The following is an 11,259-nucleotide window of genomic DNA, read 5'->3' on the forward strand; positions in this document are numbered from 1 at the left end:
ATTTTCACGCTTCGAGCTGTGTATCCGGTCCCGGATCGCCACCGGCCGCAGCGGTCGCCAGCCGGCGCAGATAGTGCTTCCAGCCCTTTTCGTGGTCGGCGCGCTCCTGCTCGTTCGGCAGCCCGCTGTGGGTGAAGCGCACCAGCGTGCCGCTGCCCTTCTCGACCAGATCGATCTCGACCAGGCTCGATCCTGGCGGCACCGCCTCGCGCCCTTCCCAGCCGAAGCTGTAGGCGAGACGGTGGACAGGGATCACCTCCGTGAATTCGCCGCGGGCGGGATGCCTATCGCCGACGCTGACGAGATAGATCCCGCCGGGCCGTGCATCCGTGGTCGCCGTGCCGAGCCAGCGGAGGATCTTGTCGGGATCGGTGAGGAAGGCAAAAACCGTTGCCTGCGGGGCCGCTATCTCGATCTCGGTGCGAAGCGTCTCGTTCATCAGCAATCCCGCCTATGCTGGAACGACACGTCGTTCCAGCATAGGCGCCACTCTAGGCAAATAACCATTCGGCGCAAGAAAGTTTCCGCCGCCTCATGACAGGGGCCTAGCGCCATTGCATGATCCTGGTCATGCAACTGCCCTCCGCCCTTTCCTTTCTTATAGACGAGGCGATCGGCCTGTCCGGCGCCGAAGCTTTCCTGACGGCACTCGGTACAAAGCTCGTCGCCGACGGGCTGCCGCTCGCCGGCGGCGCACTCACCCAGGCGGCACCGCATCCGATCATCGCGCGTCGTACCTGGCTGTGGCGCGCCGACACGGGAAGGGTTGTCGAGGCGATGGGCTTCGGCCCGGCCATGCCTGCCGAGCAGGCCAATGTCGGCCGCGACTGGCTGGCGGGCCTCGGCGCCACAATCGTGGAGGAGAATTTTGTCAGTGCGACGGCCGCGGCCTCCGACGGTACCGTGCTCGGCTGGGCGGTGACGCGGCCGTTGAGCGCGTCCGAATCCGTGCTGCTGCGTGAGACGGCACGCTTCGCCGCCGCGCCACTTGCCGTGCTTGCCGCCCGCTCGACCCTGGCCGCGCTGCTCGAAACCTATCTCGGCCGGCGCAGCGCAGCGCAGGTGCTGGCCGGCAGGCTGCGGCGCGAGCCCGGCGAGACCATCCGGGCGGCCCTGCTCTATGCCGACCTGCGCGGTTTCACCGCATTGTCGGAGGAGACCCCGCCGCAGGAGGTGGTGGCGGTGCTCGACGCCTGGTTCGACCGCATCGCCGGTGCGGTCCATGCCTTCGGCGGCGAGGTGTTGAAATTCATCGGCGATGGCGTGCTGGCGATCTTTCCGATCGGAGAGCGTGATGCTGCCGCCGCTTGCGATGCGGCATTGCGTTCCATTGCCGCGGCGCGCGCCGGCATGGACCACCTCGATCGCGCCCGCGCTGCTGAGGACCTGGCCCCCCTGCAGTTCGGCGCCGCGCTTCATGTCGGCGAGATGCTGTGGGGCAATATCGGCACTGCCGACCGGCTGGATTTCACCGCGATCGGCCCCGCCGTGAACCTGGTCAGCCGGCTGGAAGGCTTATGCCGACCGCTCGGCCGCCCGGTGCTGCTCTCGGGCGCCTTCGCGGCGGAAACGACACAGCCCCTGATGCCGCTCGGCGAGCATAGGCTGCGCGGCATAGCTGTGCCGTGCGCGGTGTTTGCGCCGCGGGAGTGAGGCGCGGCCGCCCCTAAGCGTCTTGTCATCCACCGCCGAGCGTAGGCTGCGGGTACCGGCCGTCGCCACTCCCGCAAGTCGGATCGGCAGCGCACCCGGAAGCGATGGAGACGAAGCGCCGGACCGCCACCCGCTTCCACCACTTGCACTCCACCCGCCTTGCTGGTAATAGCGCGCGTTCAGAACCGTCCGGCAGGGCATGCCGTGGCGGTTCGCAATGCTTTTCGGGCCTGGTCTGCCCGAAGATCAAACAACAAGAGGCGCGGCGTGCCGTCGGCACGTCAGGGGCCTCATAGAAACGGAGTAGCAAAATGCCCAAGATGAAGACCAAGTCGGCCGCCAAGAAGCGGTTCAAGATCACCGGTACGGGTAAGGTTCTGTCGGCTGCGGCCGGCAAGCGTCACGGCATGATCAAGCGTACCAACAAGTTCATTCGAAATGCCCGCGGCACGATGGTTCTGGCTGAACCGGACGGCAAGAAGGTCATCAAGAATTTTCTGCCGAACGGCCTCTGAGCCGCGGCTGGTACAGTTTTAAGGAGATCATGACATGGCACGCGTAAAGAGAGGCGTTACCGCCCACGCCAAGCACAAGAAGGTTCTGAAAGCCGCCAAGGGCTTTTACGGCCGCCGCAAGAACACCATCCGCATCGCCAAGCAGGCGGTGGAGAAGTCGCTGCAGTACGCCTACCGCGACCGCAAGAACCGCAAGCGCAATTTCCGCGCTTTGTGGATCCAGCGCATCAACGCGGCGGTGCACGAGCACGGCCTGACCTATGGGCGTTTCATCGACGGCCTCAACAAGGCCGGCATCGAGATCGACCGCAAGGTGCTTTCCGACATGGCGATCCACGAGCCGCAGGCATTCGCCGCGCTCGTCGCCAAGGCGAAGGTTGCGCTCGAATACCTGAAGAACACCACTCCGAATGCTTTTGAAAGCGCTGTCGCCTAAGGCCAGCGTTTTCCCGAAGCATCAGGATACTTGATTTGGGAAACCCGCGCTGGCAGGGCTGGCGCGGGTTTTTCTTTGGACTGGATTAAGTCAGCAGTGACTTAGGATCGCCTCGAACCAAGCGGATCAAAATCGTGAACGAGATCATGAGCACTCTCGATACGCTCGAAAACTCCCTGCTCGCCGACATCGCCGCGGCTTCCGACGAACAGGCCATAGAAGCCGTGCGCGTCGCCGCGCTCGGCAAGAAGGGCTCCGTCTCGGAAATGCTGAAGACGCTGGGCTCGATGAGCGCCGAAGAACGGCAGGTTAAAGGCCCGGCGATCAACGGGCTGAAGAACCGGGTTACCGAGGCGCTGACGGCACGCAAGACAGAGCTGAAGGACGTCGCCATCACCGTGCGCCTCGCCGCCGAAAAGGTCGACGTCACCCTGCCGGTGCGCCAGTCTCCGGCCGAGCGCGGCCGCATTCACCCGATCAGCCAGGTAACCGACGAGATCACCGCGATCTTCGCCGACATGGGTTTCTCGGTCGCCGAAGGGCCGGACATCGAGACCGATTATTACAACTTCACTGCGCTGAATTTCCCTGAGGGCCATCCGGCGCGGGAGATGCACGACACGTTTTTCCTCAATTCCGCTGACGGCAACCAGCCGAAGCTTCTGCGCACCCACACATCGCCGGTGCAGATCCGCACCATGGAGGCGCAGAAGCCGCCGATCCGCATCGTCATCCCTGGAAAAACCTACCGGATGGATTCGGACGCCACCCACACGCCGATGTTCCACCAGGTCGAGGGCCTGGTGATCGACAAGACGGCGAACGTCGCCAACATGCGCTGGGTGCTGGAGGAATTCTGCAAGGCGTTCTTCGAGGTGCCGAGCCTGAAGATGCGCTTCCGGCCGAGCTATTTCCCGTTCACCGAGCCGAGCCTCGAGGTCGATATCCAGTGCGACCGTTCGCGACCGGGCGAAGTGCGCTTCGGCGAGGGCAATGACTGGTTGGAGATTCTCGGCTGCGGCATGGTGCACCCCAACGTGCTGCGTTTCGGCGGGCTCGATCCCGACGAATACCAGGGCTTTGCCTGGGGCATGGGCATCGACCGCATCGCCATGCTGAAATACGGCATGCCGGACCTGCGCGCCTTCTTTGATGCCGACGTGCGCTGGCTGCAGCATTACGGCTTCCGCCCGCTCGACCTGCCGACGCTTTTCGGGGGGCTGAGCGCGTGACGACGGCTCACACCGGCGGCTGCCGCTGCGGCGCGGTGCGGTTCGAGGCTTCGGCTGAACCGAGCCACGTCAGCTATTGCCATTGCGGCGATTGCCGGCGGGCAAGCGGTGCGCCGGTCTCGGCGTTTGTAGGCTTCCCAGCCGACAAGATGGCGATCGAAGGCAAGGCGCTGAAGACGTTTGAAAACGGCCCGGTCATACGCAGCTTCTGCGGTACCTGCGGTTCGCCTGTATCCTATGTCGACGCCCGTATCGGCGACCACGTCTATTTCATGCTCGGCGTCATGGATACGCCGGCTTGTTACAAGCCGACCCTGCACGCCTATGTGAGCGAGCAACTCCCCTTCGTCCACATGCCGGACGATCTTCCGCGCCATCCGAAGACCAGCGTACCGAGACCAGACGGAACCAATCCATGAAATTCACCCTCTCCTGGCTGAAGGACCATCTCGAGACTGAGGCAACGCTCGGCGAGATCGTCGAGCGGCTGACCTCGATCGGCCTCGAAGTCGAATCCGTCGACGACAAGTCGAGCCTGAAGCCGTTCGTCATCGCCAGGGTGCTGACCGCCGTGCAGCATCCCGACGCCGATCGGCTGCGCGTGCTGACCGTCGACACCGGCGACGGCCGCTCGCCCGTGCAGGTGGTGTGCGGAGCGCCGAATGCCCGCGCCGGCCTGGTTGGGGCCTTCGCGGCGCCCGGCACCTATGTTCCCGGCATCGACGTTACGCTGGCGGTCGGAAAGATCCGCGGCGTCGAGAGCCATGGCATGATGTGCTCGGAGCGCGAGCTGGAGTTGTCCGACGAGCATGACGGCATCATCGACCTGCCCGAAGACGCGCCGGTGGGCACCAGCTTCGCCAGTTACGCGCATCTCGATGACCCGGTCATCGAGATCGGGCTAACCCCGAACCGCCCGGACGCCACCGGCGTTCACGGCATCGCGCGCGATCTCGCCGCTTCCGGACTCGGTAGGCTGAAGGACGGCAAGATTGAGCCGGTCGCCGGCACGGGCGCCTGCCCGGTGAAAGTGACGATCGAGGCGCCGGACCTCTGCCCCGGCTTCGCGTTGCGGCGGGTAGCGGGCGTCAACAACGGCCATTCGCCGAAATGGCTGCAGCAGCGGCTGATCGCCATCGGATTGCGCCCGATCAACGCGCTGGTCGACATCACCAACTACGTGACTTTCGACCGTGGCCGGCCGCTGCATGTGTTCGACGCAAGGAAGGTTGCCGGCAATCTTGTCGTGCGGCGCGCGAAGGACGGCGAAAAGGTGCTGGCGCTCGACGGGCGCGAATACGCGCTGACGCCCGACATGTGTGCGATCGCCGACGACAATGGCGTCGAGTCGATCGCCGGCGTGATGGGCGGCGAGCATTCGGGCTGCGACGAGACCACCACAGACGTGCTGATCGAATCGGCGCTCTGGGATCCGATCGTCACCGCCCGCACTGGCCGCGAACTCGGCATCATCACCGACGCGCGCTATCGTTTCGAGCGTGGCGTCGACCCTGAATTCATGGTGCCCGGCCTGGAACTGGCGACAAGGCTCGTGATGGATTTCTGCGGCGGCACGCCGAGCGAAACCGAAGTCGTCGGTTATGCCAGCCACCAGCCGAAGATCGTTTCGTTCCCGGTGTCGGAAGTGAAGCGGCTGACCGGCCTCGACGTGCCGAAGGCGGAGAGCCTCGACATCCTGAAGCGGCTCGGCTTCGGGCCGAATGGCTCGGGCGACGTGGTGGATGTTTCGGTTCCCTCATGGCGACCGGATGTCGACGGCAAGGCCGACTTGGTCGAGGAGGTCATGCGCATCCACGGCGTCGACGAGATCGTGCCGCAGCCGCTGGCGAGCCACGGCACGGTCAACGGCAAGATCCTGACCACGCTGCAGATACGCAGCCGCGCGGCCAAGCGGGCGCTCGCCGTGCGCGGCATGATGGAAGCGGTGACCTGGTCGTTCATCCCGGCAAGGCACGCCGAAATTTTTGGCGGCGGCCAGTCCGGCTTGAAGCTCGCCAATCCGATCGCCGCCGACATGTCGGACATGCGGCCGTCGCTGCTGCCGGGGCTGATTGCCGCCGCGCAGCGCAACGCCGACCGTGGCTTTGGCGATGTCGCGCTGTTCGAAGTGTCGGGCACCTATGAGGGTGACACACCGGAGACGCAGCGCCGTGTCGCCGCGGGCATCCGCCGCGGTACCGCGAAACTCGAAGGCGCAGGCCGCAGCTGGGCCGGCAACGCGCAAAACGTCGGCGTATTCGACGCCAAGGCCGATGCGTTCGCCGTTCTGGAAGCCTGCGGGGCGCCCGTCGACAGATTGCAGGTCGAGGCCGGTGGCCCGGCCTGGTATCACCCCGGCCGGTCCGGCGTGATCAAGCTCGGCCCGAAGACGGTGCTCGGGCATTTCGGCGAGTTCCACCCGAAGACACTGGAGGTGCTGGATGTTTCGGGACCGCTGGCCGGTTTCGAAGTGTTCGTCGACGCCGTTCCCGAGCCGAAGGCGAAGCCGACGCGCACCAAGCCGAAGCTCGAACTCTCGGCCTTCCAGGCGGTGAAGCGCGATTTTGCCTTCGTGGTCGATAGGACGGTTGAGGCGGGAACGCTGACCCGTGCCGCACTCGCGGCCGACAAGAAGCTGATCACCGGCGTCTCGGTGTTCGATATCTTCGAGGGCGCGTCACTCGGCGACGGCAAAAAGTCGATCGCCATCGAGGTTTCGATCCAGCCGGTCGAGAAGACGCTGACCGACGAGGATTTCGAAGCGCTCGCTGGCCGCATTGTCGAGAACGTCAAGAAGCAGACTGGTGGCGTGCTGCGCGGATAGCGGCACGCCGGGCGCGCATCGGAAGCTGCCGTCCGTCCTGCGGACGTTGCAGCCGCGACGCGAATCACGCTCAAACGGCGCATGGATCATCTGCGGTTTTCCGGGCTGGGTTTTGAAACGCAACATGCCGCGCTCATTGCGATCCTGAAGGCTGATCCGCTGACCTGGCAGGCACTTCGGAGCGCCCGCAATCTCGACCTGCCGGACTGGATGATCGTCTCGGGCGCCATCTACAACACGGTCTGGAACAGCCTGACCGGCAAGCCTTCCGGCTACGGCATCAAGGACATCGATCTTTTCTATTTCGACGGTTCCGACCTGTCGTGGGAAGCGGAGGATGTCGTCATCGAGGCCGGCGAACGGCATTTCGCCGGCACGCCGCCGGCGGTCGAAATCCGCAATCAGGCAAGGGTGCACCTCTGGTATCCGGAGCGTTTCGGCAGATCGTGCCCGGCCTATCGGTCCTCGGCGGAGTCGCTTGGCTATTTCGCGTCGCGGACCCATGCGGTCGGCGTCCGGCTGCGGCATGACGACACCATGGAGGTCACCGCACCGTTCGGCCTCGACGACATCTTTTCGTTGCGGGTGACGCCGAACCGCATCATCGACAACCGGGCGACACACGAGGAGAAGGGCGCGCGGGCGCAACGGCAGTGGCCGGAAATTGCCGTGGTGCCCTGGTAGGGTTGATTGCAATCCGGCCGGCGCGCCATAGATGCTGGCACTTCTTGTCGAATGAAAGAACACGAAATGTCTTCTTCGCTACCCACCACCCGGCTTCCCGCCGGCATCGACGTGCCGGTGCTTGGCCAGGGCACCTGGAACATGGGCGAGGATCGCCGCCGTCGTTCCGACGAGGTTGTCGCGCTGAAGCTCGGCATCGATCTTGGCATGACGCTGATAGATACGGCTGAGATGTACGCTTCGGGCGGTGCCGAGGAGGTGACGGGCGAAGCGATCGAGGGGCGCCGCGAAGAAGTCTTCCTGGTCAGCAAGGTGCTGCCATCGAACGCATCGCGCAGCGGCGTGATGCGCGCCTGCGAGGCGAGCCTCAAGCGGTTGGGCACCGACCGTATCGACCTTTACCTGTTGCATTGGCGTGGCGGCACGCCGCTCGGCGAGACCGTCGCGGCTTTCGAAGCGCTGAAGCAGCAAGGCAAGATCCTGCACTGGGGCGTCAGCAATTTCGATACCGACGACATGGAAGAGCTGGCGGGTGTTGCCTCGGGAGAGGCGGTGCAGACCAATCAGGTGCTCTACAATCTGTCGAGCCGCGGCGTCGATTTCGACCTGCTGCCGTGGTCCAGGCAGCGCGGTATTCCGGTCATGGCTTATTCGCCGATCGGCCAGGGCGACCTGACGCGCGATTCGAAACTGGCGCCGGTCGCCGAACGCCATGGAGCCACTGCGGCTCAGATTGCGCTTGCGTGGACGATGCGGCAGCCGGGCGTCATCGCCATTCCCAAGGCGAGCAGGCCCGGGCACGTGCGTGACAACCGCGCTGCACTCGACATCGAGCTCACCGAGACCGATATTGCCGAACTCGACCGTGCCTTTCCGCCGCCGTCGCGCAAGCGCCCGCTCGAGATGATCTGATCCGGGCCGGCAGGAATCGAGTGCGGCGGCTTCCCTTTTTAAGCCGCGATGGATAGCTTCCGCCGGTCAATCAGGAGGGAAGAAAATGTTTCGATGGGGTGTCCTTTCGACCGCCAAGATCGCACGGGATCATCTGCTGCCGGCGATGCTCGATTCCGAAAACGGCACGGTGGCCGCCATCGCCAGTCGCGACATCGACAAGGCGCGCGCGCTGGCGACGCGTTTTGGCGCCGAGCATGCCTTTGGATCTTATGACGAGCTGCTCGCGTCAAAGGATGTCGATGGCGTCTACATCCCGCTGCCGACCTCGCAGCATGTCGAATGGACGCTGAAGGCAGCGGATGCCGGCAAGCATGTACTCTGCGAGAAGCCGATCGCGCTCGACGCCAAGGACATCGCCCCGCTGATCGAGGCGCGGGACCGCAATCACGTGCTGGTCTGCGAAGCCTTCATGGTCTTCTACCACCCGCAATGGTCGAAGGTGCGCGAATTGATTGCCGAAGGCGCCATCGGCCGGCTGAGGCATGTGCAGGGCGCGTTTGCTTACCACAATGTCGACCCTGCCAACATGCGCAACCAGCTTTCACTGGGCGGCGGCGCGCTGCCCGACATCGGAGTCTATCCGAGCGTCGTCACCCGTTTCGTCAGCGGCAAGGAGCCGGTGCGCATCCAGGCGACGATCGAGCGCGACGAGAAGTTCGGCACCGACATCTATTCCAGCATCAAGGCTGATTTCGGCGACTTCGACCTGTCGTTCTACTGCTCGACGCAGATGGCGCTCAGGCAATTCATCGTCCTTCATGGCGAAAAGGGATTCATCGAGGTGCACGCGCCGTTCAACGCTGGCGACTACGAGCACCATCGCGTCGAACTGCACAACCAGAAGCATGACCAGGCGACTGTGTTCCGCTTCCCTGGCACGCGCCAGTACCGGCTGGAAGTGGAGACGTTCGCGCGTGCGGCACAGGGCGGCAAGGACGCGGTGTTCGCGCTGGAGAATTCGGTGTCGAACCAGAAGATGATCGATGCGATCTTCCGTGCTGCCGAGCATGATGGCTGGGAGTATGTTTGAGGCTTTCGCTCCGGAAGGGGCCTAACTGATCCCGTGGGTCTCTTCGATGCGCCGGGCGACGAGTTCCTGCATCTGCCAGAGATGACGGTCGTGGATGCCGAGTTCCTCCAGATGGGCGACCGTCGAAAACAGATACTCGGCCATCGAGCCGCGAAAGCCGCAGGCCGTTGCCAGGATATCCGCCAGCGCGTCGGCTGACAGGCCGTTGATGTAGCGGCCGCTGTTGCGGTTCATGGCGAAGGTCAGCGCCCGGACCGGGCCGCCCGCGGTGGTCGCATTGATCCAGCGCGGCGGAAAGGCGGTTGGCACCATGCTCATCTCGCGGCGGATGAGCTTGTCCATGTTGGGTTTCAGCGCGCCCGGCGGCAGCCGGTAGACGACACCCCGGCATTGGCCGCCGCGATCAAGCGCCAGCATCAGCCCCGGCTGCTCGGGATTGCCGCGGAAACGGCGGTCCCAGCCGAGGCAGAACGACCGGTGCCAGCCATGCGCCACGGCGACATTGCTGTCGATGAAGTCAAAAGCGGGGTTCCAGATCAGCGACCCGTAGGCGAACACCCAGAGGCCGTCGTTGGGCGCAGCCGCGATGATGTCGCCGACGATGGCGTCGTAGTCGGCGTCGGTCGCGGCCCTGAAACCCGGCAGCAAACTGAAACCCGGATCGGCAATCTCGCGCGCCAGCATGGCGATGTGCCGCTCGCTCAAACGCATTTTTCTGGAACGTGGCCCGTGCATGCCCGCCTAACACTACATTGCCGCGGCAAAATCACCCGGCAGGCCGGTTTGCGCAAGCGCCATCACCACCAGACGCCGCCATGCTTCAGCCGGATGCGCGGATCTCCGTCTGGCGGGTAAAGCGACTTGCCGCAGGCCGGCAGGTGCATCGAAGGCTCTTCGGAAGGAAGGCCTGACGGGTGAGCAAAGAGCGAAGAGACGCCTGTGGGGCCGGTGAAATCGCCATGGCTGTCAGAGCGCCGGATTTTCGGGACGAGGGAAACGCGCGGCTCGCCGCGCTGCCGCGGTTCTTTTGCGACGACGGCGATGTCGCCCTCCTCGACCGCCTTTTTCAGCGCCAGCAGCCGCTTCACCCGTTCGGCCGTGACCGGATGCGTGCGCAGAACCGAAGGATCGGGAATGCGGCCGCCGGGCAAGAACACGGTTTCCCAGCGCCGGCCTTGTGCCCGCTCCAGCTTCTGCAGTGCGGATGCCAGGCCATCGGGGTCGCCGGTCAGCGTCGCCGCGCCGAGATCGGCGTCGAATTCGCGGGTACGCGACAGCGCCATCTGCAGGAGCCCGCCGACTGTCGGCGCGGCGATCAGCACAAGCACGGCAATCCACGGCACCTGCTCGCGACCGCCGCCGGCAAAGCTGCCAAGGTTGAGCACCAACGACAGGATGCCGACCGTCGACATGACCGAGGTGAAGCGCGAGACCATGTCGGCAAGGGCCATCACCTTCATGTCGCCATGCGCGATGTGGCTCATCTCATGCGCCAGGACGCCGGCAAGTTCGCGCGCCGTCAGGTTTCGAGCGAGCGCATCGGTGATGGCAATGGCCGAATCCTCGCGGCGGCCGACGGCGAACGCGTTCATCAGCTTTGACGGCACGACAAACAGTTTCGGCGCGGCCGGCAAGCCGGCGCGGCTGGACAGTTCGTTGATGAGCCGGAAGCCGAGCGGAAATTCCGTCGGCGTCACCGGCCTTGCCTTGTACATCTTCAGCACCACCTGCGGGCTGACACGGCGCATTGCCCACATCGAGGCGCCGCCGAAGATGATGGCGTAGAGGATACCGGCGGTACCGCCGAACGCCCAGGCCGTGATGGCGAGAAGCGCAAGGCTGCCGAAGCCGAGCAGCCAGGTGTGAACCGTATTGAGGAGGCGATTGCGGCGGTGTTCGAGAAGATCGATCGGGGTTGCCTGGCTCATCCA

At 64.7% G+C, this 11,259-nt stretch carries 12 protein-coding genes; 9 read left to right on the forward strand and 3 right to left on the reverse strand.

All coding sequences use genetic code 11. From position 1 onward, the window contains the following. Positions 1-4 precede the first annotated feature (4 nt). Entirely contained in the window at positions 5-439 is a 435-nt protein-coding gene (locus OHD58_RS04975; RefSeq protein ID WP_263801951.1) for an SRPBCC family protein, read from the reverse strand. Positions 440-570: 131 nt separating this feature from the next. Here OHD58_RS04975 and OHD58_RS04980 point away from each other — a divergent pair, with 131 nt between their 5' ends. The 9 genes from OHD58_RS04980 to OHD58_RS05020 all read left to right on the forward strand — a co-directional run bounded on the left by OHD58_RS04980 (position 571) and on the right by OHD58_RS05020 (position 9,328). Further along, positions 571-1,653 carry an adenylate/guanylate cyclase domain-containing protein gene (locus OHD58_RS04980; RefSeq protein ID WP_263801952.1) on the forward strand — a complete coding sequence of 361 codons (1,083 nt, stop codon included), beginning with the start codon at positions 571-573 and terminating at the stop codon, positions 1,651-1,653. A 311-nt stretch (positions 1,654-1,964) separates the two neighbouring features. Next, the gene (gene rpmI, locus OHD58_RS04985) at positions 1,965-2,168 is read left to right on the forward strand and encodes a 50S ribosomal protein L35 (protein WP_149761273.1); all 204 of its coding nucleotides are present in this window, start codon (positions 1,965-1,967) and stop codon (positions 2,166-2,168) included. 34 nt (positions 2,169-2,202) lie between these two features. Then, positions 2,203-2,604 carry a 50S ribosomal protein L20 gene (rplT, locus tag OHD58_RS04990; protein WP_263801953.1) on the forward strand — a complete coding sequence of 134 codons (402 nt, stop codon included), beginning with the start codon at positions 2,203-2,205 and terminating at the stop codon, positions 2,602-2,604. 146 nt (positions 2,605-2,750) lie between these two features. Next, complete coding sequence (gene pheS / locus OHD58_RS04995; protein ID WP_263802702.1) at positions 2,751-3,836, forward strand: phenylalanine--tRNA ligase subunit alpha; 1,086 nt, start codon at positions 2,751-2,753, stop codon at positions 3,834-3,836. Further along, entirely contained in the window at positions 3,833-4,255 is a 423-nt protein-coding gene (locus tag OHD58_RS05000; protein WP_263801954.1) for a GFA family protein, read from the forward strand. The genes pheS and OHD58_RS05000 overlap by 4 nt, the downstream gene beginning before the upstream one ends. Continuing rightward, positions 4,252-6,660 carry a phenylalanine--tRNA ligase subunit beta gene (gene pheT, locus OHD58_RS05005; RefSeq protein WP_263801955.1) on the forward strand — a complete coding sequence of 803 codons (2,409 nt, stop codon included), beginning with the start codon at positions 4,252-4,254 and terminating at the stop codon, positions 6,658-6,660. Before OHD58_RS05000 ends, pheT begins: the two co-directional genes overlap by 4 nt. 81 nt (positions 6,661-6,741) lie before the next feature. After that, entirely contained in the window at positions 6,742-7,344 is a 603-nt protein-coding gene (locus OHD58_RS05010) for a nucleotidyltransferase family protein (protein ID WP_263801956.1), read from the forward strand. A gap of 66 nt (positions 7,345-7,410) precedes the next feature. Then, the gene (locus OHD58_RS05015) at positions 7,411-8,256 is read left to right on the forward strand and encodes an aldo/keto reductase (protein WP_263801957.1); all 846 of its coding nucleotides are present in this window, start codon (positions 7,411-7,413) and stop codon (positions 8,254-8,256) included. A gap of 85 nt (positions 8,257-8,341) precedes the next feature. After that, positions 8,342-9,328: a Gfo/Idh/MocA family protein gene (locus OHD58_RS05020; protein WP_263801958.1), complete on the forward strand. Its 987-nt coding sequence runs from the start codon at positions 8,342-8,344 to the stop codon at positions 9,326-9,328. 21 nt (positions 9,329-9,349) lie between these two features. On the opposite strand, the gene OHD58_RS05025 is transcribed toward OHD58_RS05020, so the two are convergent. Both OHD58_RS05025 and OHD58_RS05030 read right to left on the reverse strand, forming a co-directional pair. Next, positions 9,350-10,039: a gamma-glutamylcyclotransferase gene (locus OHD58_RS05025; protein WP_263801959.1), complete on the reverse strand. Its 690-nt coding sequence runs from the start codon at positions 10,037-10,039 to the stop codon at positions 9,350-9,352. A gap of 86 nt (positions 10,040-10,125) precedes the next feature. Then, on the reverse strand, positions 10,126-11,256 hold the full coding sequence (locus tag OHD58_RS05030) for a zinc metalloprotease HtpX (RefSeq protein WP_263801960.1): 1,131 nt from the start codon (positions 11,254-11,256) through the stop codon (positions 10,126-10,128). Between the last annotated feature and the right edge of the window lie 3 nt (positions 11,257-11,259).

Source organism: Mesorhizobium sp. ZC-5, from assembly GCF_025753855.1.
Classification (GTDB): domain Bacteria; phylum Pseudomonadota; class Alphaproteobacteria; order Rhizobiales; family Rhizobiaceae; genus Neomesorhizobium.

Coding starts and splice junctions, on each gene's coding strand:
- OHD58_RS04975 (WP_263801951.1), bottom strand. CDS start 439: ATGAACGAGACGCTTCGCACCGAGATCGAGATAGCGGCCCCGCAGGCA.
- OHD58_RS04980 (WP_263801952.1), top strand. CDS start 571: ATGCAACTGCCCTCCGCCCTTTCCTTTCTTATAGACGAGGCGATCGGC.
- rpmI (WP_149761273.1), top strand. CDS start 1,965: ATGCCCAAGATGAAGACCAAGTCGGCCGCCAAGAAGCGGTTCAAGATC.
- rplT (WP_263801953.1), top strand. CDS start 2,203: ATGGCACGCGTAAAGAGAGGCGTTACCGCCCACGCCAAGCACAAGAAG.
- pheS (WP_263802702.1), top strand. CDS start 2,751: ATGAGCACTCTCGATACGCTCGAAAACTCCCTGCTCGCCGACATCGCC.
- pheT (WP_263801955.1), top strand. CDS start 4,252: ATGAAATTCACCCTCTCCTGGCTGAAGGACCATCTCGAGACTGAGGCA.
- OHD58_RS05010 (WP_263801956.1), top strand. CDS start 6,742: ATGGATCATCTGCGGTTTTCCGGGCTGGGTTTTGAAACGCAACATGCC.
- OHD58_RS05015 (WP_263801957.1), top strand. CDS start 7,411: ATGTCTTCTTCGCTACCCACCACCCGGCTTCCCGCCGGCATCGACGTG.
- OHD58_RS05020 (WP_263801958.1), top strand. CDS start 8,342: ATGTTTCGATGGGGTGTCCTTTCGACCGCCAAGATCGCACGGGATCAT.
- OHD58_RS05025 (WP_263801959.1), bottom strand. CDS start 10,039: ATGCGTTTGAGCGAGCGGCACATCGCCATGCTGGCGCGCGAGATTGCC.
- OHD58_RS05030 (WP_263801960.1), bottom strand. CDS start 11,256: ATGAGCCAGGCAACCCCGATCGATCTTCTCGAACACCGCCGCAATCGC.